The 21,946-nt window shown below is 61.6% G+C and carries 12 protein-coding genes; all 12 read right to left on the reverse strand.

Annotated features, from left to right (window positions below):
* Positions 1–9: 9 nt before the first annotated feature.
* The gene (locus VGM51_05240) at positions 10–2,817 is read right to left on the reverse strand and encodes a hypothetical protein (protein ID HEY3412451.1); all 2,808 of its coding nucleotides are present in this window, start codon (positions 2,815–2,817) and stop codon (positions 10–12) included.
* A gap of 95 nt (positions 2,818–2,912) precedes the next feature.
* Positions 2,913–4,688 (reverse strand): type II secretion system protein, encoded by a 1,776-nt coding sequence (locus tag VGM51_05245; protein HEY3412452.1) that lies wholly within the window; start codon positions 4,686–4,688, stop codon positions 2,913–2,915.
* Between the two features lie 4 nt (positions 4,689–4,692).
* Positions 4,693–6,636, reverse strand: a complete 1,944-nt coding sequence (locus VGM51_05250; GenBank protein HEY3412453.1) for a prepilin-type N-terminal cleavage/methylation domain-containing protein — start codon at positions 6,634–6,636, stop codon at positions 4,693–4,695.
* A gap of 13 nt (positions 6,637–6,649) precedes the next feature.
* On the reverse strand, positions 6,650–7,567 hold the full coding sequence (locus VGM51_05255) for a prepilin-type N-terminal cleavage/methylation domain-containing protein (GenBank protein HEY3412454.1): 918 nt from the start codon (positions 7,565–7,567) through the stop codon (positions 6,650–6,652).
* Positions 7,568–7,572: 5 nt separating this feature from the next.
* Positions 7,573–8,370, reverse strand: coding sequence for a type II secretion system protein (locus tag VGM51_05260; GenBank protein HEY3412455.1), 798 nt, complete (start codon positions 8,368–8,370; stop codon positions 7,573–7,575).
* A 121-nt stretch (positions 8,371–8,491) separates the two neighbouring features.
* Positions 8,492–9,397: a prepilin peptidase gene (locus VGM51_05265; GenBank protein HEY3412456.1), complete on the reverse strand. Its 906-nt coding sequence runs from the start codon at positions 9,395–9,397 to the stop codon at positions 8,492–8,494.
* 68 nt (positions 9,398–9,465) lie between these two features.
* A complete protein-coding gene (locus VGM51_05270) occupies positions 9,466–10,776 on the reverse strand; it encodes a type II secretion system F family protein (GenBank protein ID HEY3412457.1) in 1,311 nt (436 codons plus the stop codon).
* A 119-nt stretch (positions 10,777–10,895) separates the two neighbouring features.
* Entirely contained in the window at positions 10,896–11,975 is a 1,080-nt protein-coding gene (locus VGM51_05275; GenBank protein ID HEY3412458.1) for a type IV pilus twitching motility protein PilT, read from the reverse strand.
* 206 nt (positions 11,976–12,181) lie between these two features.
* Positions 12,182–13,669 (reverse strand): DUF5009 domain-containing protein, encoded by a 1,488-nt coding sequence (locus VGM51_05280; protein ID HEY3412459.1) that lies wholly within the window; start codon positions 13,667–13,669, stop codon positions 12,182–12,184.
* Between the two features lie 64 nt (positions 13,670–13,733).
* Positions 13,734–15,197: a DUF5009 domain-containing protein gene (locus tag VGM51_05285; GenBank protein ID HEY3412460.1), complete on the reverse strand. Its 1,464-nt coding sequence runs from the start codon at positions 15,195–15,197 to the stop codon at positions 13,734–13,736.
* Between the two features lie 507 nt (positions 15,198–15,704).
* Entirely contained in the window at positions 15,705–18,458 is a 2,754-nt protein-coding gene (gene galA / locus VGM51_05290) for a beta-galactosidase GalA (GenBank protein ID HEY3412461.1), read from the reverse strand.
* Positions 18,459–18,547: 89 nt separating this feature from the next.
* Entirely contained in the window at positions 18,548–21,793 is a 3,246-nt protein-coding gene (locus VGM51_05295) for a glycoside hydrolase family 38 C-terminal domain-containing protein (GenBank protein HEY3412462.1), read from the reverse strand.
* Positions 21,794–21,946: the final 153 nt, after the last annotated feature.

Below are 21,946 nucleotides of genomic sequence, written 5' to 3' on the forward strand. Positions count from 1 at the left end.
TCCATGGAGCTAGGAGGCCTCACCGCTGAACACCAGATCCGGGCTCACCGGGAGCGCCGGCGTGGGAGGAAGCGGACGATTGAACCTGTCAAACCGCACCGGAACCCGCAGGTTGTTGTCGTACATATAGACCAAACCTTCGCCGCCGTGCACTCCGTTCGAGCCGTCCGGACGAACCGTCGGGGTCCAGCCCCAGTGCCGCGACCAAGCGGTCTGGAAATCCTTGTCCGCGGGCTGGTTCTCGGCGATCGCGCCGCAGATCACCACCCGGATGTCCGCCGGTTCGCCGTAGAACGGGTAGGGAGATTTGTCCGGGTTGTCCGCCAGGCGCCAACCGGCGTCGATAGGGCTGGTGAATCGGCGCGACGACGCGATGGCGTCGGCTCGGACGTCTGCCGGGTTTCCGTTCATCCATTCGCCCGGTATCACGAAGAACGAGCCCTCCTGGGCGTAGATCACCGCTTCGATGCGTATATCGAGGGGCGAGATGGTCACGCGGCTGAGCCACAACGGCTGGTTGTAGTTCTGCGTGAACTCCGTGCCGGTCGACGCTCCGACGGGCGGGGGGCCGAAGTACGGCCTGTACGTGAATGCGTACTGGTCCGGCATGGCGTGCCCCGTGATTTCCCAGGATGTCTTGCGGTTGTTCGGCGCCTGGGTCAGCGGGATCACCCGGTGCTGCCAGATATTCTCGGCGGGCGCTTCGGGGTACTGGCCGGGGGCAACCGTCATCGGCACGCCGGGCGCGATGAGGCTCCGCGATGCCGAAGCGTTATCGCCATACGCATACATATCGAGTTCCGCGGCGCCGCCGGGATAGCCCTCCGCCGTCTGGAGGAGCATCAGTTCCTGGCCGGCCCCAAGGGCGTCCTTACCGTAGGTGGTGGGGTTGACGGCGCTGTATCCACCGGTGACAAAGCGTTCGTCCGGCGCCGAAAGCTCGGAATACGGATTGCCCAGCGCGAAATTCCAGGGGCCCGAATCCGGCTGCCTCATGAAGTACGCCGTACTGTTCACGCAGACGTAGTCCTTGGCGATGACGGTGATGCTGCCCACCTGGAGACCGGGCCCGTATCCGTTCACGTTCGCCACAGAGGCGGCATCGCCTTTCAAGAGGTTTCCCTCTATGTAGGCGGTCCCCAGCGTGACGAACGTCAGATGCTGGCCGACGACGCGCCCGCTGCTGGGAGCGACCCAGTCCGCGGGCAGCTTGCCCTGCAGCCGGAGGTTGCCTTCGAAGTACAACACGCCATTCTGGAATGTCTTGTACGCGCCGGTCGCATCCCTGAACTGGTCGCCTGCAACGTTATCGTACGTGTCCGTGTCAACCAGCGCGCCGGTGTTGTCGAACACCTGGCGCAGCGGGTAGCGATAGCGGCGGGTGAAGCCTTCGGGATCGCCGTTTTCGTCCTTCCACGCCTTGCCGTCGTGCCGCGTGATGATGATGGTGCCCTGGCTCTGGTTGACTGGGAAGGCGGAATTGAGATCGCGGCTGGGCGTCGGGTCCAGGTATACTTCCGCGCCGGGCGGGGTGTACAGATACTGCCGCCAGGCGCTGCCGGGGCGGGACTCGGATTCGCGGCCTGTGCCGGTCCGGGACCATTCGTCCATCAGGCGCTGGTATTGGTTGTCCTTCTGTATCTCGCCGCCATTGTCAACGTAGATGCCCATGCCGAGGCCGTTCTGGCCGGTGTTCCAGGACTTGCCCGGCGGGACGACGCCGGTATTGCGCGTGAGCAGGCGGAACCGCATTACGCCCGTGCTGGTCTCCACATCATCCATCAGCGGGGGCTCGAGGCGCGAGACGCCGCGCAGGCGCCCCTCGGACTTGCTGATGCCGGCGCTGCCATCGCGATATCTGCCGCCGCCGGTTGTGAAGGCCGGGCTGTCGCTCGGAAGCAGGCCCAGAGCGTTAAGGGCGTTTGGCCCTTTGTCGGTCAACGTCACCTGGTCGCCGGAGACGTCGGCGGGCAGCGCATCGTGGAAGATGGCGCCGGCGACGGCGACGGTGTCGTCGCGATTCACACCGACCGTGCCCAGGACCGGCAGATACGTCGAGCCAGGCCCCATCGCTTCCGCGGCATTGAGAACGAGATCGTTCAGCCCGCTCCACATCAGGTCGCCGTTCACGCGAATCGGCCCGTAAATCCGGGTAGTGAAATTCTTGTCCGCGTTTCCGGCCGGCAAAGCGAACGGGTCCGAGCCGAGGACCATCGTGTTGTCGCTGCGATCCTTATTCGTCTCGTAGCGGGCATAATCCGTGATCCCGATCGGCTTATAGGCCACAAGCGCGCGCTTCAAGGGGTCCGCGTTTCGCCAGGTGGTGGGGTCATTCGCGTCCACCACGCCGCGGCGTCCGACGCATTCGATCTTGATGAACTTATCCATGTCGGGATAAACCATCTGGGAACGATCGGTGGTGCCGGTGACACCGTCCGCCATCACGGGCTTGCCGGCTTTGTCCAGCTTGACGGGCTGATACGAAACGCGGAGCAGGAAACGCCCGTTACCCTGGTTGAAGCGTGAGTAGCCAGCCTTGAGGTAGTCCTCGTCCGGGTCGCCGGCGACCGCGGGCTCCGGATCCGGGCGCCAGTCCGCTCCGAGGATGCTGTGCGTGAGCTGCTGGTCTGCATAGCGGATGCCGGCTTCGGCGAGATACTGCGCCTGCAGGACGTCGCCGCCGCGCGCGGTACGGCCGATGTTTCGCGAGATGAGCGTGAGGAAGATGCCGGCGATCAACGCCAGGAGGAACATCACACCCACGGCGATCACGATGATCTGGCCGCGCTCTTTGGTTCTATTTCGTGGAACAGACATAAGTTTATCGTTCAATTGGGCGGGCGCTCCGCCGTGGCATCCGGGGATCCGAGTCCGTTGGGCGCCCCGCGATCTCAACATGATTGACCGCCGCACTATCGCTGCGTGTTCCGTATATGCACGCGGTTGGCCACCGTCGTCGAAATCGAGCGGCGAGTGAGAGGGTCGAAACTGCGCGCCGTGAGGTTGATGTTCACCAACTCGCGGGTGAGGTAATCCACTTTGACCAGGTCATCCGGGCTGTTGTTCTGGTAGTAGTACGAGATCGTGACGCGACGGCCCTTCGGCACCGGCTGGCTCTGTATCGGGTTGTACTCGCTCGGATACGGATAGCCGACAATGACCTTCCCGCTGCCCGTGACCATGTAGGTCCTCGGCGGCGGCAACTGCTTCGGCGCGCCGTTTTGCAGCGCGATGTCGTCCGGCACGTCGAAAACGTCCTTCATGTCGCTGGACGAGCGGCTGTATACGACAGGACCGTTGTCCTCCTCCACCGTGACGACCTCACTGGCGGGTGTTATACGGGCTCCCGGCGGCGCGGTGAATCCGTTGGTGTCGTTCAGTGGATCGTACATGGAGTTGTTAATTTTACCCTTGCTGCTGTTGGCTGTGTCGTAAAGCGGCGCGGAAAGAGAGAACTCAACGGTACCCTTCTGGCTGTTCCAGGCAAGGACCCTGTTCTGCTTCGCCGGATCATCTGCACCGCCGGAGCCGGCTTTGGCCGTATCGAACTCGGACTCCAGGGTAATGGCTTCCGTGCCATCCGGCTGCGTTTCGCGCTTCTGATGGTAAACGACGATGTGCGGAAGGTACCGCGCGCCGGGGACCGGCACGAATCCGGTATAGGGAACAGTGCCATCGTTCTGCAGCCCGTCCCAGTGTCCGTACTGGGTCTTGTAGGTGCCTGGCCCACGGTTGTCGCCCACGGGGGCCGCCGCGTCCGCGGACATAATCAGCGGGTTGAAGGTCACCAGGCTGCGGGCTTCCAGATAAGGATTCGCCGTCGCATTCCACAGATTCTTCGGGTTGCTGCGCACGAAATCCACAAGGTCCATGGAGTCGGTCGGCATGATGGAAACCGCCCGCTTGCGCCACCAGTCGGACTGGCTCTTGCCGTCAACGGCCGTCATGTCGTAGAAGAAATCCGGGTTTAGAACCCACACGGCCTTGCCGTCGGGTGTCTTGGCTCCGTTCGGGTCGGGAAGGGCCCATTTGCTGAAGTGCGGGTCATACGGGTCAAATTCCGCGCGGTAAAGCGTGTAGAAGTTCTGCGCCCTGTTGCCTCCGCCGATGACGTTGTTCCACCACCGCGGGTTTCCGTTCGCGTCGCGCCGTTCCGGGCGTGTCAGACCGATGAAGTATCGTACGATCATCGGATGCTGCGCCCCGTTCACCGTTTGGTGCTGCGCCACGAGAGGCTGCAAAACGCCGCCCCCTTCGAGCCCGAGTGAATCGTGCGGCAGCACGAGGTCGATCATCGCCATCGGTAGCTGCCAGGGCTTACCGCCGTTGTTCACGTTGCCGGCGTTGTCGTATGCGTTGATGAAGCCCTGGCCGCGAACTACGACAGCCACACCCTCGCCGGGCGTTCCGCCGGGGTAGTAGTAGAACGGTTCGCTGTCGCCGTCCGCTACAACCACGTGCATCGCATCGGCGATCTCGCGGCTCATCACTTCCATCGCGTAGCGCGCCGCGTCCTGCACCTCCACGGTGCGCTTGGCGCGGTTAGTGAAGTTAAAGGTCGTCACCAAGGGCTGGAGCACGAGGCCCATCAGGATCGCCATGATTGCCATCACGACGAGCATCTCTATGAGAGAGAAGCCTCGGCGGCCATTCAGCGCTATGGTTATCTGCTTTGAATTGCGTCTCATAGGTCTACTTGCGATTCAGGAAGGTTTCCATGTCCCGCGATTCCCAGCGCCGCGGATCTTCGCGCCAGATCGTTCGGACCTTGAGGCTGGCGCCCTGAACGAACGTGAAATACGGATTCTTCCACGATTCGGCGGCCGTGTTGTTCGGCTGGAATCGGTCCGGCGGCGCCAGGCGGATGGCCATATACGGGAAACCGGTGCCAACCAGCGCGAACTCGGGCAGCTTGTCCTGGTGGCCCGTAATCTCATGGGGCGTGTTGTTCACGTCATTCCAGATCAGCGACGCGGCGATTGCGTGGCCCGCATTGCTTCGCGGGAAGATCAGGACGGCGCAGACATCGCTGGTGTCGTTGGAATAGCCGATCTGCGAGATGCCGGCGCCGGGCTGCACGATCTCTACGTCGAAATTGTTGTATTGGAGGTTCGCCAGATTCTGCACGCCCACGTCACGACGCTGGTAGTTAGACCACGCCTTGGAGACCTGGACCGCCCAATCGCCGGTCGCCTGGTAGAAGAACCGTACGTCGTGTCCACGGATATCCTGGTTCTTCAGTTCGCCGCCGAACGCCGTGTACTTGGTGACGGCCGCCGGCACGCGCACAATGCCGGTCGCGTAGTCAACAATGAGCCCACCGGCCGAACTGTCCATCATCAGCGTATTGTCAGTCATATCCAGGCCAACGACGCTGACTCCGGGCAGAGCCGGAGTGAGTCCCTTGTAGACAACCAGGTTGACCGCCGTGCCGCTGGCGCTGCCCAACGCGTTGATATCGTTCTCGCGGCGACCCGCCACCTTGATGCCGGGAAGCGTCAGGCGGATCACATATCCGGTCGGGTCCACACTTCCGGGGCTGGGCACTGTGCGATCCTCGTGGATCACGTGCCAGTCCTGCACTTCGTAATCAATGTGAGCTTTGAGCGGGCGGGAACCGAGGTTGGTTCTTACCGTCCGGTTCTGCCCGACCGGATTGAACGCGATGGTGGGCGCAAAGGAGTTCGCACTGTAGTTGTTCAGCAGGGTGAACTGGTAAGGGTTGAAGCGGTCAAAAGAGCCGGGGGCGACGTAATCGAACTTACGGGAAACCCGCTCAGAGAAATCATCGAGCGGCTGATGCGCCAACTGGATTTTGACGGTGTCGGACTGGCCACCCGGGACGGTGATGATCTCGGTGTTATTCTTGAGGATGTTGCCTTCCCAGTACGAATACTCGACTTTGAACTTCCGACTCCACTGAATGGGCTCGAAATAGAGGCGACCGGACGTGTAGTCGACTCCGTAGGTCTGGCGATCAAGGTTATCGAGCGCGGCGGCGAGATCGTCGCCGGAGAGGCCGGTCACGTCCTTGCTCGGCTGAGGGTCGCCGTAGACGAGCACATACTGGTCCGGCCACTCGGTCCCCTGTGGCGCGGGGTGGTTGCCCTGCCCATTGGGGCTGAAGACGATGGGCGCCATTTTCAGATTGTACAGGCTGAAGGCATAATTGCCGCCGGTACCGTACGGAAGCAGCGTGGCAGTGGGGATGAGAGTGACTTCACCCTTCACCTGACGCACCCGGTTTACGTTTGACCAGAGCCACGGGGAGTCGCCGGCGGGGATACTCGTGGCGTTGGACATATCGTCCGGATTGTAGTTGTCCCATACCGAGCCGTCAACGGCGTTCATCGCCTCGATCCCGTCCGGCACGTTGGCGGCATATGCCTTCCAGCGTTCCACTTCGGCCTGGCAAAGCCTGTCGGCAAAGGTGACGTTCCGGGAGTGCTCGATGAATCGGAACCCCTGCGGAAAGACGGTCGCCACGGCGAAGATGCCGATGACGAGGATCATCATCACCACCAGCACCTCTATGAGGGACATGCCCCGATTGTTGTGTTTCACGTTCGTCATATCGGTTAGCGTTGAAAAGTGGATGCTGAAGACCGAGCGTCTCCGCGCGGATTCGTCGTCCACCGTTCTTCGATCCTCACTTTGCGCCTACCTGCCAGCCGGCCCAGCCAAGGGAGTCATAAACATTTGTCTCATCCGAGGGCCGCATTTCTACGTGGCCGTCCAGGAAGAGGACGACATCCGTACTGCCATGGGGAAGGCTGCCCTTGTAGGACCAGCCGCTCGGGTAGTCTCGATGGTACGTACACATCGTAACGACGGTGGAATCGTCCGGCTGGCGGAATACCAACTGCCGGGCGTAGGTCCGCGAGCGTTCCGCCGGGGTTCCGCCTGCAAGAGGCAGTGAGCCGAGGTCCGTCTTCGGGTCCATCAAGTTCAGCACAGGCGTCCACTGCAACTGGTAGTGGCGCTCCCAAGCTCCATTGCCGGACCTCATGCCGTTGGTGGGCATGAAGGAGGCATCGTAACTGTCCCCCACCGCAAAGGCGATGCCGCTCTTATACAGGAGCGTGGATGCCTGGCTGGTGGGAGTCCACTTGCCGGCGCGCAATTCCTGCGGCACAACGGAAGGGCTGAGGATGGGCGCTTTTGTGCCTTCATAGGCGAGGCGCACGGCCTCTTTCTCGGACATCGCGCGCACCGCCGGGTTGTTCGGGCATACGAATGTCGTCGCGTTACGCACCCAATGCGGATAGAGGCCCCAGACTTCCGTGCCGGGTGTTCCCTCGTTCGCCACGTGGCTGAAGCCATACAAGGCGGGCGGGTAATAGCCGGTGTCGATGCGATACATTCGCAGGCCGCCGGCAATCGTTGCCATATTCGCGGCGCACGCGCTCCGGCGCGCCTTTGCCTGCTGAACACCCAGCACCGGGAATATCAACGCGGCCAGAACGCCGATGATGGCGATCACCGTCAACAACTCAATGAGGCTGAACGCCCCGGGAGCAGCGGCCGGGCGGCGAGGCGAAGGGGCGGTGTATGATTCTGCGTGCATTGTCATCATGAGCCCCTCGATAGAACCGCCGGACCAACCTGGCTGCTGGGTATCTTTTCGGTGTGGCCGTCCAGGAAAAGAACGATATCCCAGCTGTCGGGACCTTGCGCCAGAACCAAGGCGGGCGGCGACGCTGCGTAATTGTAATTGTAGCGCCGGTGATAGGTACACGTCGTCACAAACGTACCGTCCTCGGGGTTGCGGTTCAGGAGTTCGCGATCGCTGTCGGCTGCACCGAAATACGCCCAGTCACGACGGAAGTGGAGTTCATAGCCCGGCATGCCGGTCGGTACCACCGAAGGGATCTTCTTCTGAGGCGGCAGGACCCCGCCGTCATACGAATCGAACGTGTAGTAGGCGATACGCTTATTGAGGATCGGTTTGTCGTCGTAACCGCCGCCCGGCCTCGGCACTCGCTCGAGTGGCACGGCGCTTATGGGCGAGGAAGCTCCTTCAAACGGGCCAGCGAGCCCTGCCTCGTCAAAGCGGTTCGGGTTGTCCGGGCATTTGAACTCGCGGCGGCTCCTGGCGTAGAACGGATAGAGGAACGTGGTCGGAGCCGAGTCGCCTTCAATCAGAAAACCGTACAGCGCCGGGGGATAGGCGCGCTCATCGAGGCGGTAGAGTTTGAGGGCCTGCCCAATGCTCTGAAGATTGCTGAGGCACGCCGACTGATTGCCCTTTTCCCGCATAGTCGTGGCCAAGGGGAAGATGAGGCCTGCCAGGATGGCGATAATCGCTATCACCACCAGCATCTCAATGAGGCTGAAGCCACTCCGTTTCGTTTTCGGACCCCCCATCATGTTGCTACCTTCCGGCCGATGCGGCGGCCTCAATTCCCTACTCTATTCTGGACTTACGGCGCACGCCGTATGTTCCCGAGACGGCTGCGGGCTTCGCGCCTCAAGACCCAACCCCGGTACCCTACGCAATTCCCATCCGGCCAAGATACCACGTCACTATCGGGGCGCCGTAGAACAGAGCAGCAACCGTGCCAGCAATGAGATACGGGCCGAAAGGGATGGCGTGGCCTTCCAGGCGCTTGCTCATCTTCAGGATGATGCCTACGATCGCGCCGGCGCCGAATCCAATGAACAGGCCAACCAAACCACCTGCAAGGCCGAGGTTGGCGCCCATCGCCGCGGCGAGTTTCACATCGCCAAGGCCCATGGCCTCCAATTCCTCGCCCTCGTCCAGCATCCCCTCTTCTTCCCACTGCTTCTGCTGCGCGGCCACCTGCTTGCGGAACATAACATTGCCGGCCTTCGTGACGACCAGAAGCAGGAGGCTGAGGCCCACCATACCCGCGAGCGCCGCGCCCATCGAGGGCGCCTGACCGATTTCCGGGCGTCCGTACAAGTTGTCGCCAAACGGCCGGTTCGTCGTGATCGAGCGCAAAAGGCCGATACCTATCCCGAAGTAATTCAGTTCATCCGGGATAATGAAGTGCCCCATATCAATGAAGAACGACGCGATGAGCGATGCGAAGAGCGCGCATAGCAGAACGGCGTTGGCCGTGGCTCCGAACTGCCAGACCGTCGCCGCAAAGACGACCCCGGTCAGAAACTCGATGCTGAAATACCGCCATGAAACCGGCTGACCGCAGTAGCGGCATTTTCGTCCGGACGCCAGAAATGAAAACAGCGGCACCAGATCCGGCGGCCCCAGCCTGTGCTTACATTTCGGGCACATCGAAGGCGGCGTGATAATCGAGATGTCTTCGGGAATCCGGTAGATCAATACGTTGACGAAGCTTCCGACCACCGTTCCCATGATGAACGGAGCCAGAAGCCTCAGCCAGATCGGAAATGATTCGTAGAGTTCGGTCATAGTCTGGTGTCAGGTTACGGGCGCCAGGTATCGGGTCCGGGACCGGATACCTGGCGCCCGGCCGCTGATTATTCGCCGTCGCCCTTATCGCCGCCACCGCCGGACATCTGCGAAATGATGGACGTCATCGGCAGGAAGACGGACACGACGATGAACCCTACAATCACCCCCAGGAACACCATCAAGACAGGTTCGATGGCCGCTGTTAGACTTGAAAGGGCAGCGTCCACTTCGTCCTCGTAGAACTCCGCAATCTTGGTGAGCATCGCGTCCAGAGCACCGGACTCTTCACCGATGGAGATCATCTGAACGACCATCGGCGGGAATTGGCCCGATTTCTGGAGCGGATCGCCGATGCGTTCACCTTCCCGGATGCTCGTTCGGGCGTCCAGGATGGCGTCCCCGATGATGACGTTGTCCACCGTTCCGGCAACCGTTTCCAGCGCCTGCAGGATCGGAACGCCGGATACAAGAAGCGTGGACAATGTGCGCGCGAAACGGGACAGCGCCACTTTATGGTTCAGGTTTCCGAACACGGGGATCTTCAGCTTGAAGCGGTCATAAATCCGCCGGCCCACTTTGGTCCTCGTGAACGACTTAAACCCGGCGATGAACGCGATGAGGCAGACAACCAGGATGATCTGTCGCGTAGGAAAGCCACCTCGCAGAAGCGCCGAGAAGTTCATCAGGAACTGCGTCGGGCCGGGCAGCTGGTCATCCTTGAGCCCGAGGTCCTTGAACACCTGGAAGAAACTCGGCAGAACGAAGGTTGTCAGGCCGATCACGATGACAAAGGCCGCGAAGATGACGATCGTTGGGTAGGTCATGGCGGACTTGACCTTGCGGCGAGTTTCCATGTCCTTTTCTAGAAATGAACTTAGGCGCTGGAGCGACTCCTCGAGAACGCCGCCGACTTCCCCGGCTTTGATCAGACCGACGAAGAGGGGGCTGAAGACCCGGGGGTACTTGGTCATCGCGCGGCTAAGCGTGTTTCCGGATTCGACCTCAACCTGAATGTCCGTGAGAATGCGCTTCAGAGTGGGGTTGGGACACTGCTCTTGAAGGACTGACAGGCAGCGTACCAGCGACACGCCCGCGTCAATCATTGTGGAGAACTGCCGGCAGAAGACGCTGAGGTCCACAAGCTTGACCTTGCCGCCGAAGGTGAATTTCTTCTTTTCCTTCTTGGCCACGGCAACGCCGGTCTGTTGGCCCTTGGCCACCGCGGTGGTCTTCGCGCCCTTCACCGGGCGAACGCTCTGCACGAACGTTCCCTGCTCGCGCAGGCGGTCCCGGGCCGTACCTTCGTTGTCCGCATCCACGTTGCCCGTGACGCTCTGCCCGCTGGCATCGCGCCCGACATACGAAAACGTCGCCATCTGTGTCTCCCTCTATACGCGCTCAAATCTGGGCCAGGAGCGCCGGACTATGTGCCCTAGGCTTCCACCGCTCCCGCAATGCCGCGAAAGGAGGCGCGAGAGCCATCATCCTTGACGCTTCACCGCTTCTCCAGGTTCGCCAGCATCTGCGCCAGTTCGGCGCGATTCACGGCGCGACTCATTGCCCCCGCTTCTGTAATGATACCATCCGCAACAAGCCCCTTCAAAGACTGGTCCATTGTCTGCATGCTTGTTTCGTATGTTTTGCGGTCGCCGTGGGTCTGGATGATCGTGGTAAGCTGATGCGTTTTGTTGTCCCTGACCATGCTGCGGACCGACGGCGTGGCGATCATGATCTCCATGGCGCATACACGCCCTTGGCCATCCAAACGCGGCAGCAACTGCTGGCAGAGGACCGCTTCCAGGTTTGCGGACAACTGGTAGCGTATCTGGTCCTGTTGTCCGGGCGGGAACACATCAATGATGCGGTCCACTGTCTGGGATGCGCTGTTTGTATGCAGAGTTGCGAGCACGAGGTGGCCGGTTTCCGCGCAGGTGATGGCGGTGGCTATCGTTTCCAGGTCACGCATTTCGCCGACGAGGACCACGTCCGGGTCTTCGCGGAGGGCGGCGCGCAACGCGTTATCGAAGCTTCGGGTATCCTGCCCCAGTTCGCGCTGGTTGATGACGCTCTTGCGGTGATGGTGCAAATACTCGATCGGGTCTTCGATGGTGATGATATGTACGCTTCGCTCGCTGTTGATCTGGTGGATCATCGCGGCAAGGGTGGTGCTTTTGCCGGATCCGGTCGGCCCCGTGACGAGGATGAGCCCCCTTGGCTTCCTCGCCATTTCCTTGAGGACAGCCGGCAGGCCCAACTCCTCCAGGTGCGGGATTCGCGCCGGTATCAGGCGCAGCGTTGAAGCTACGGTGCCTCTGTCTCGGTACACGTTCACCCTGAGGCGCGCGCGCTGCCCCATTGCGTAGGAAAAATCAATTTCCAGTGAGGTTTCAAAGCGCTGAATCTGATCAGCCGTCATGATGTCGTAAATTGATCGCTGGGCCTCCGGCGCCGTCAGCGGACCGAAGTCCGACATCGGTATGAGTTCGCCGTCTACACGGAGAACAGGGGGAACGCCCGCCGTCAGATGAAGGTCCGACGCCCGGCGCTCGATGGCGATGTTGAGCAGGTCGTCCATATGGACCTCCCGCACGCGCCGTGTCGGTATAACCCCAACGCTTTCTACTTCTAAAAGCTCGTTCAAATCTCGGTCCCTGTGTTCGGTTCAGCGGGCTGCATCAGGCGCCGCCGGGATGGCGTCTGCCCGATTGCAGAGCCGGTATGAATATGATGACACCCCGTTTGACGCCGGGGGAGCGTACGTGGTTCCCCACGCGGCATCCGCTACGCGCGCACAAACACCTTCGCCCGGGTGGCCGCGCTCACCGCCAGGGCAAGGAACAGCGTGACAATGGCGGCGTGCAAGGCGCCCTGCCACGGAGTGGTCAGCCTGGCGTCCAACCAGGCGCCCAGCCCGCTGAGCACCACCACCGGCAACGCAAAACTGCTGATACCAATGTATGCGAGCAGCGGATTCTGGCCGTTGTCCACCAGCAGCGCCACCGACCACCTGCCCTTCAATCGCTCTATCAATAGCGTGAACGCCGCCAGCGTCAAGATGGCAAGGCCCAGAGTAACGAAGAAATAGCTGATGGTCGCGTTCGACTTCTTGATGCCGCCTTCATAGGGTTCGAAGACGAGGCCAAGTATCAGCCAATAGGCTCCCCATTGAAATGATCGCGTAATGAACCGTTCCAACTCGGTCAACGGTTTCATCGTCAACAGCGCTCCCAGCAAGAGCATTCCCACGGTGACGAGCGTCGTCGCGATCACCCACCGTTCCATCAGCCCGGTGACGCATACGGGCACGAACGCGAACAGCAGCACCGTGAGAGGGATCAGCCTCCAGAGCGGCCACTGCGCCGTGACGTGCTCTTTCGCCCTCGCCCTCAGCCAGTCCACCATCAGATCACCCACGATCGTCGCGGGCAGGATAACGGTCAGGTACTTCAGGAACTCCATCCGGTACAGCCAGGGAACGGGTGTGGCGTTCCAGACCGTCTGACCCCACCCCGGCGCGCTCGCCGAGATCTTGAGCGCCACCATCAGGCCAACCGGCGCCAGGCGGGCAAACCACGATTTGCGAGTGCATAACCATATCAGAGATCCGAAGACGCTGACGTTGGCAAGGACCAGGATAATGATGTCGCCCCGCTCGACCCATTGGCGCATGGCATGGTGGTTCCAGGCGAGGTTGGCGTTGTCCGAGTAGCGATACGTTGAGAGCAATACGAGGGCCAGGCTGACGCCAACGACACGAATGAGCCACTGAATGGCCTGCGGAATCGTTTTCGGCATTCGCCCCCAGATCGGGAAGACAAGCACGAGAGCGACGAGCGCCATCTTCCAGTCATGCCGCGTCGGCGAATTGGTGAATGCAAATGGATCCACGTGGTCGCGAAAAAACGCAAATGCGGCCAGCAGCACGCCGCGCCACAGGATCCCGGGGATGACGGACCACCATTTGGCCTTCTCCAGGCGGCGGCTCAGGGCCAGCGGAATCGCCGCGCCCATGCTGAAAATGAAAAAAGGGAAGACGACGTCCACCCATGAAATGCCGGCCAGGTTGATGTTGGTGACGTGCGTGGGAGGCGCGTCCTGCGCGTGGTACATCCACGCAGGAAGCGTCCCCGGAACCAGCCCGGAGAGTACCATAGCGAGGATGGCGAGGCCGCGCAGCGCGTCGAGGGCGCTCGCGCGGTTGTCCGGCCTTCTCGGCGCCCCCTGAGCCTGTGTGAGAGGGGCGTCCTGATGCTTGTGTCTTCTATGCATATTACCAGTCGGGCCACGGGCGCCGGTGTGCGAGGCACAGATGCGCGAATGATGGGCCGATGCTTCACGTCCTGAGGAAGATTTTGGCGCGCGTGAAACCGCTGACCGTAAGCGCCACCATAACGACCTCCATCACGCCGAGCAAGAACATCCCGTTCGTGGTCTCGCAACCTCTGTCGATGAGCGGCTTAAGCCCCACGATGAAAAGCAGGGGCTGGACCAGGTTGCTGAGGCCCGCGTAGGCGATCATCGGGTTCTGCCCGTTGTCCGCCAGCAGCCGCAGCGCCCCGGGCTTTCCGATGACGTCCATCACGATGGAGAAAGCGATGAGCGTGAAGCAGGCAAGACCGGCGCTGACGAAATAATAACTCATCGTCGCCGGATCCTTCTTGATGCCGCCTTCGTACGGTTCGAACAGCAGCCCCAAGATCAGCCAGAACGCGCCCCACGCCGCGACATCGTGAATAAGACGCTCCGCGGGGAGCGCCGGTCGCGCGACGAGATATCGAACGGCCACACAAATGACCGCCGCGACGGAGGCAACCTCGACGACGTGACGGGTGAACAACCCCCCTAATAACACCGGCACGAGGGCGAATGAAACGCCTGCGATGGCCCACCACCGGCCGCGCGACCACTCTGTCACCCCGGCCGGCCCCTGAGGAGCGCGCATCCACGTGACGAAGAGGTCACCGATGAGAGTCCCCGGGATCGCCACCATCAGCATGCTCGTGTAGCCCTGGTGGAAGAGCCATGGGCCTTGCGTGAAGAAGAGATGGTGCATATACAGGAACTGCTCGGGAGACCACGCCCAGATGGTCTGCACGAATCCCGGCGCGCCGCTCGCAAGCCGCACGGCCATGAGAACGGCCATGAATCCAACGCGCATCAACGGGTTCGCGCGCGACAATCCCCACACCAGCGAGACGCCGAGTACAACGTTGGCGAGGATCATAATGATAATGTCGCTGTTATGGGGATCGAAGCCTGTGCCGTCGCCCCGGCGCACGGTGTACATCAACCAGGCGGCCACCGTCCAACCGGCAATGCGCAGCGCCACACAAATGGGACGGGACCAGCCCTTCGGCGGGCGAACCAGGATGGCGAGCAACGCAGCGAAGGCTATGAGGGCCCGGGCCCACGTCTGCCACACTTCCGGTGCGCCGATGCCGAACGGGCGTATGTGCTCTATATAGATCGCAAAAAGCCCCAACAACAGGAACCGCTGGATCACCCCCCAACCGAGCTTCCACCAGGGCTCACCTTTGTCCATCCGGCGGCCCAGCGCCAGCGGGATGGCGGCGCCCATGCTGAAAACGAAGAACGGGAAGACCAGATCGACCCACGTGATGCCCGGGATTCCGGCGTTGAATTTCAGTGTGGGGGGCGGACATTGTGCGTGATGCATCCACGCCGGATAGGTCGCGGGCACGACGCCGGACAGTACCATCATCAAGATGGCGATGCCACGCAGGGCGTCGAGCGCCTGGACGCGGCGCGGGGGCGGCACCGCGGTGGTAGAAACCATTTCGGGAGTCCTCAAGGCTTACGGTCGGTGGCGGCGACTATGCGAGGCGTTGTGGAAAGGGCCGGGAAAGGATTCGTCCTTCCCAGCCCTTTCCGGTGATCGCCTGTTGCGAACATGATAGCAGATTGGGACGCCGGCCGGTCGCCCTACGAAGATGGCGCGTGCCAGAAGGCAGGTGTAATCCCATGAATCACGAGCAGGAACCCGATCACGCCTATTGTCTCGAGCGCATGCACTGACTGTGGCGATCCCTGTTCCTGAGAGATGTAGTAACCCAGCTCAGCCACAGCCGCGTTGGCCATCCAACAACCCAACACTATTTCAACTATACGCGTCACCACGACGGACGCCATTTTCCAGCCTCGCGCGATTGAGATGGTCGTCAGAATGACCGTGGCGCAACAGCAAATCCCGAAAGCCGGTACTAATACGGAGGCAATATACAACCCAGGCGGCGACACCACGGTAATTCCCCCTTTGTACAGCAGATCAGCGCACGGTCCGGCGCTACCTCATCCGAATAGTCGTGGCGGCCGTGTTGAGGCCCGGCGCGGACGCCTTCACGGTGAAAGAGCCCGTCTTTGTCCCGGCCTGGACGATGACCATGCAGTGGCCGTTGAACGCTTTGCGGGCGCTCGCCTTGTCAGATTCGTGGCTGCTGGGATCGCCGTTTCCCACTCCAATCACCTGGGCGGCGCCGGCCACGGAGAACGTGACCTGATTGTCCGCGGTCGGCACAACGCGCCCCTTTGCGTCCAGGATATCAACCGCGATGATGCTCACATCCTCGCCATCGGCCGTCACAGATATCCGGTCCGGACGCAAGCGGATCACCGCAGGCCGTTCGGTCGTCTCCACGAAGTCCCTTGCCACCGACGTTCCGTTGTTGTAGCCGCGGACATCGAGGCGCCCCGGCGCGTATGGGACCTGCCAGTCGACGTGCTCGAACCGAGGCACATCCTTGAAGCCGAGGCTGTGGCCGTTGAGGATCAGTTCCACCCTTTCGCAGTTGGTGAACACGCGGACGTCGATGTTCTGACCCTCTTTGCCGGGCCAGTTCCAGTGCGGCATCACGTGAGCAACGGGTTTGCTGCCCCACCACGAGAGGTAATACCAGTAGTTATCCTTGGGGAAGCCGCAGGTGTCCATGATCCCGAAATGGGAGTTGATGCACGGCCAGTCGTATGGCGTCGGCTCGCCGCGGTAGTCGAACCCGGTCCACACGAATGAGCCGGCCATGAACGGCCTCTCCGCGACACTCTTCCAGGTGTCGTCGGTCGCGTTATACGACGTGACGTAGCCGCGCTCGCGGTCGGTTGCGTATTCACCGCGTGTTGTGAGCGTGCTTGCCGTCTCGCTGGCGTACGCGGGTATGTTAGGGAAGTCGGCGTGAAAACCGTCGTACGCCCCGAAGTTGTAGTTGAAGCCCTGGAGGTCGGCCACCATCGTGATGCCGTTAGGGCCCCAACCGCCGTTCATCGCGCACGTGACCGGGCGTGTGGTATCGAGGCTGGTCACGACCTTCTTCATTGCGGAAAACATGCGCGCGCCGGCAGGCGTGCCCTGGCGGCCCTCCTCATTGCACATAGACCACATGATGATGCTCGGGTGGTTGCGATCGCGCCGGACCATGCTCTCCACCTGGCCCAGTATCTCGGGCGAATCGCCCAATTTGCGGTTCTCGTCCATAACCAGCATGCCGAGGCGGTCGCACGCATCCAGTATCTCGGGCGCGTACGGGTGGTGGGAGCAGCGGTAGGCGTTGCTGCCCATAGCCTTGAGCTTCTCGATCTTATACTCGTGGACGCGGTCCGGCAGTGCGACGCCGATTCCCGCGAAATCCTGGTGGTTGCAGGTGCCCTTGATCTTGACCGGCTTGCCGTTCAGGAAGAAGCCCTGGTCCTTGTCGAATCGGATGGTGCGAATGCCAAAGGGTGTCACGTACGTGTCCACTGCCCTGCCGCCCTGGTATACGGTTGTGACGACGCGGTAAAGGTACGGCGTCTCGATGGACCACAACCGGACCTTCGGCAGCGTGAATCTGTGTACCGTTTGCGTGCTCCCGGAACCGCGAAGCGTCAGCGAACTGCCGAGCGTAGCCACGGTTTGGCCAGGTGGATCCACGATTCGCGATTCCAAGCGGCAGAGTACAGACCGGGCGGCCTCGTCTTGCACGGTGGTGCGAATGTAGATTTCCGCATCCGGGCGCGCGGCGGTTTCAGGGCCGCGCACGTTGGTGGTTACAAAGGTGCCCCAACGCGCTACGTGGACGGGCGACGTCTTTACCAACCATACGTGCCGGTAGACACCCCCACCCTCATACCACCAACCCTCGTTCCGGCGAGCGTCCGCGCGTACGGTGAGGGTGTTGGCGGCGCCAAAGCGCGCCGCCCCGGTGATGTCGTAGGCGAAGCTTGTATAGCCGCTCTGGTGCCTCCCCAGCAGGATTCCATTGAGCCACACCGTGCTGTCGCGATACACCCCGTCAAACTCGAGCGAAAGGCGGCGGCCACGATCGCTTGCCGGAAGATCGAACGTCTTGACGTACCAGCCAATCCCGGACGGCTTATACCCGTGGCTGCGATCGCCATTGGGGTCAAAAGGTTGCCCCACCACGAAATCATGGGGCAAGCCGATGCGCTTCCATGCGGCGGCGGACATCTTGACGGACGCCAGCGCAGCTGACCCCGCCTTCGGGGCCGCTTCCAGCGACGAACGGGTGTGGATACCCCCCTGCCCGGCCGTGTTCTCCACCAGAACCGCGATGCGGTTCGGGCCGGTCGTCCGCCAGACTTTGCCGACCGGCACGTCGAACGCTTCGTCCCATAGCTCGTGATGGGCCAGTCGGATCCCGTTGACGAACACTGTGGCGTTATCATCCACGCTTTCGAAATGGAGGCGCAATGCGCTGGACCGCGGCCCACCGGGCTTTCCATCGACGACGGCCCGGAACCACGCGAAGCCGGTGCGGCCTTTGAAGACGTCCGTGCCGACCGGCACGGTCATCCATCCATCGCTTGACGCTTCATCCAACACCTGGGTGACGTTTGCCTCAGCGGCTGCCCCGTCGGCTGGTTTGGTCTCCCATTTGGCGATCGGGGTAATTACCCGACCCCCTTCGGCTGTGTATCCCGGCAGTTCGCCGTAGTGGAACCGCCAGTTGGCGTCGAAGCGCAGCTTCTCACGGCCAGAGGACGCCGCCAAACCGCTGGAAGCTCCTGCGGCCAACGCCGCCGCAAGGATGATAATGTTGATCCGCATTCTGCAGCCTCCGTCGAGAAACAGGGGAGAGGCATCCCGATGATGCAGCGCCCCAGAACCAGAGTGTTGTACACAGGCAGGCTTCGCCTCTACCCGCGAGCTGCCGCCGGGCGATTGAAATGGTCGTACAGGTACTGCGCGGCGTCGGTGTAGTCGTTGGGATTGTCGGCAACGGTGACGGCGAATACGCGTATGTTCGCGTTCCGCGGCAGCGTCAGCGTTTTCGCGCCGACGGCCGGAAGGCGGTACCTGAAAATGTAGGAATAAGCATAGATATCGTTCTTGCCGTCAGCGGTATGGCGATGGCGGCCAAGCCACGCGATGGGGTCGCGTTTGATGTATGCCGGTCTGAGGCCGTAGATGCCGCCAGGTAGCAGTGGAGCGTTGGGAGCGTCACTCTGGTTCCACATACGGTTGTACCACTGGCCGACGAAGCCGGACCAGTCCTGAACCCTCACCGCGCGGGGCCGGCCGTCCAGGGCAAACGTGCCGTTCTGGTCTCCGCCTTTGGCGGCGGCGAGGATATAGACCGAGCCGGACACACTACCGGGCAGGCGAATCCGTTGACCGTCGCACACCACGGCGTTCTTCCCGGTTGGACGCAAATTGAACTGGACCCCTTCGCTCACTACGGAACCCGGCAGTAGCTCCGCGGCGATGGTGTGCCCCTCGCCATCGAAGCCTCCCGTGACGGTCTGGCCGGCCGCCGTAGAAGTTGACAGGTTATAAGGCAGCGGAACGGGCCACGAAATCGGCGCGGGGAGCCGCACCACGGGCTTGCCCAATGTGAGGGCGAACGCCCGAGGGCTGTATTCCCCAAGCTTCACGACCAATCCACCGGTGCGAAGCGTGGCCTTGCCGATGGTCCGCTCCTCCCCATCCACCTCCCGGGCGGACACGATCGGCGCCGCGGCCGAGAGGGTGACGGTGGTCGGCGCGCCGTTCAACTCCTGAAGGCGAACGATGGTCTCGCGATTGTCCTCGGCCATCTTCAGGGCGTGGATCGCAACCCGGTCGGAGTTGGTATGAAAGAGCGAGAAGCTCTTTCTCAACCCGCCCGCGTGCCGTGGCGTCAGGAAGGCGATCAACGGCCGGTTCAGGCGCGCGGCCTCCCACTGGGTATTCCCGTTTCGCCAGCCGCCCGCGTGTCCCTGAAGCGCATATAGGAACTCATGGTGGCCGAGATCCTGGGTTGACTGATCCTGATACGAAAGAGCGCCGGGGGTTCGCAGTAGCGTGAGGCGGATGGTATGATCGTCCGGCTTGTCTGACGCATATTTGCTGTCTTCCAACACCGATACGCCGTACTGGCCCCGGGTGTCGGTGAGATCGATCCACTGCTGATGAACCATTTCGAACATCGCGGGAGTGTTAGTGGGACGCTGGATGGTACCGACGCCGAGGTTGTAGGTTGCGTTTTGGTTTGAAACCGCCATGGGGAAGGTCGCCTTGAGATTGCACCGCATGGTGTTCCAGTTGACCTCGTTGTCGAATTCCACACGATTGCCGGCGCCGGCCGCGCCGAGGCGGATGTGCTGAATGAACGTGGAGCCCCTGCTCCGACGGATCACCTCGAGGGTCACGCGCACGGGGCCGTTTTCAACCACTCGAACCGTCGCCGGACCGGACACGTATCCGAGCGCGGGCGCCTTCTGTTGTTCCCAATTCATGTCCCAGGCCGGGTTTCGGACGGGCTCATCGAACCGGAACTCCAACCGTGCGGGCGCCGAGAGGAGTTCACGCCTGGCGGTCTTGTCATATATCTTTGAGACGTCGCCATCTGGGTTGATGACGACACGGTAGCGGGCGTTTTCCAGCGTTCGCCGGCCCACCTTAAGCCCCGTGGAAAGCGCGCAAGGCGCGTTCGATCGCCGGACATCATAGGTCACGAATCCGATCGGCGGCGCCTTCGCCAGGAAGAGCACCTCCAGGCTGCGAGCACTGCGTTTAGCGATCTGAGACGGGACCTCTTTGCCGTTCGGGCCAAAAACCCTCACCGATTCCGGAGGGCCTTTGGCGAACGGGATCGTGGCGTTCACGACGTCCTCACGTACGATCGATAGTGGGTTGTAGACAACCACCGGGGATCCGGCGGCGCGTGTATCGAGCCCGCGCGCCACCGCTCCAACAGCTCCTTGAAGCGCCGAAGCCGAATGGTTCAGCGCAACGATTTCGTCATTCCAGGAATACTCGTATGCCTTCGGGACACTGGTGCCGGGGATGATATCGTGAAACTGGGCGCCGAGGATGAGCGCCCACGCTTCCCAAAGCTCTTTTTTTGGATAGGGCATCCCGCCAATCCAGTCCGCGGCGACGGAAGCGCGCTCCGCGGAATCCGCCAGTTGCTCGTTCTTCCGGTTCCAACGCTTCATGTAGGCCTGGGAAGTCAGAGAGCCCGCAGTGTGGTTGACGAGTTCGAGGTCGCCCTTGTAACGCGGAAGCTTCGAGACCTGTCCGGGAGTAAGGTCCCTGAACATCTGGTCGGCCGGCCCGGAGATGAGGTGAACGGGGCCGGAGCCCTTGACGCTCTTCTCGATCCACTTCACGGAGTCTTCCGTGGGCCCTCCACCCCGGTCTCCGGTGCCGTAGTAACGGTAATCGACGTAAGCGCCGGACTGGCTGCCGACTTTGTCGATCCGATTGAGCAGGGTCTGACTCTGGCTGAGATCTTCGGAGACTGACGAGTTATACTGGCCGGGACTGAGCGCCGAAACGATCGACTTCCCATCTACACCGATCCAGTTGCCGACGGTGAACGGTATATCCACCGATGATCCCCACGACAGCTTCCCGGTGGAAAAGCCCTTAACGCCGCAATGGACGAGGATGGACGGCAGGGAGGCCGGGAATCCGAAGCAGTCGGGCAGGATGAAATCGATGGGTGTGTAACCGAATTCGTCCCGGATGAAATGATTGCCCAGAAGGAGCTGCCGGATGATCGATTCCGGGGAGGGGGTATTGACGTCGTTCTCTTCCCAGGTCGAACCGTTCACATACCAACGGCCCTTGGCAACATACTGCTTCAGCTTCGCATAGTCGGCCGGGTAGTATTCCTTCATCATCCGGTAGCGATTGGCCCCGGTGAAGTTAAAGACGTAATCCGGATACTTCTCGAAGAAGCCGAAGTTCACGGACATCGTATCGGGCAGGTATCGCCCGATCGTCTCCTGGTAAGTCCATCGCCACTGCGTGTCCAAATGGGCGTAGCCGATATCATATGCCGTCTTGCCCTTCGCCAGATCGGTGGATTTGAAGGGTGGCGGAGGTTTGGGGGCGCAGTTTGCCTGATTGCCGCCAAGCGACACAGCGGCGATCAGAGCGATGGCAGGGTTCATCAGGATTCTCATATCTGTTGTCCAATCGGTATTGTGGCTGGGCTATGGCGTCTCCGGATCCTTGCGCACGAACCCACGAAAAAGGCCGGGCGCGATGCCAGATGCATCGCGCCCGACCCCTGGCAGGGGCGAAGCATTCGCCGGCGCCTGACG

It is taken from the genome of Armatimonadota bacterium (assembly GCA_036504095.1).
Lineage (GTDB): Bacteria > Armatimonadota > DTGP01 > JAKQQT01 > JAKQQT01 > DASXUL01.

What these genes read in the sequence shown, in the direction of transcription:
- VGM51_05240 (HEY3412451.1), bottom strand. Translation starts at nt 2,817, where the DNA reads ATGTCTGTTCCACGAAATAGAACCAAAGAGCGCGGCCAGATCATCGTG.
- VGM51_05245 (HEY3412452.1), bottom strand. Translation starts at nt 4,688, where the DNA reads ATGAGACGCAATTCAAAGCAGATAACCATAGCGCTGAATGGCCGCCGA.
- VGM51_05255 (HEY3412454.1), bottom strand. Translation starts at nt 7,567, where the DNA reads ATGCACGCAGAATCATACACCGCCCCTTCGCCTCGCCGCCCGGCCGCT.
- VGM51_05260 (HEY3412455.1), bottom strand. Translation starts at nt 8,370, where the DNA reads ATGATGGGGGGTCCGAAAACGAAACGGAGTGGCTTCAGCCTCATTGAG.
- VGM51_05265 (HEY3412456.1), bottom strand. Translation starts at nt 9,397, where the DNA reads ATGACCGAACTCTACGAATCATTTCCGATCTGGCTGAGGCTTCTGGCT.
- VGM51_05270 (HEY3412457.1), bottom strand. Translation starts at nt 10,776, where the DNA reads ATGGCGACGTTTTCGTATGTCGGGCGCGATGCCAGCGGGCAGAGCGTC.
- VGM51_05275 (HEY3412458.1), bottom strand. Translation starts at nt 11,975, where the DNA reads ATGGACGACCTGCTCAACATCGCCATCGAGCGCCGGGCGTCGGACCTT.
- VGM51_05280 (HEY3412459.1), bottom strand. Translation starts at nt 13,669, where the DNA reads ATGCATAGAAGACACAAGCATCAGGACGCCCCTCTCACACAGGCTCAG.
- VGM51_05285 (HEY3412460.1), bottom strand. Translation starts at nt 15,197, where the DNA reads ATGGTTTCTACCACCGCGGTGCCGCCCCCGCGCCGCGTCCAGGCGCTC.
- galA (HEY3412461.1), bottom strand. Translation starts at nt 18,458, where the DNA reads ATGCGGATCAACATTATCATCCTTGCGGCGGCGTTGGCCGCAGGAGCT.
- VGM51_05295 (HEY3412462.1), bottom strand. Translation starts at nt 21,793, where the DNA reads ATGAACCCTGCCATCGCTCTGATCGCCGCTGTGTCGCTTGGCGGCAAT.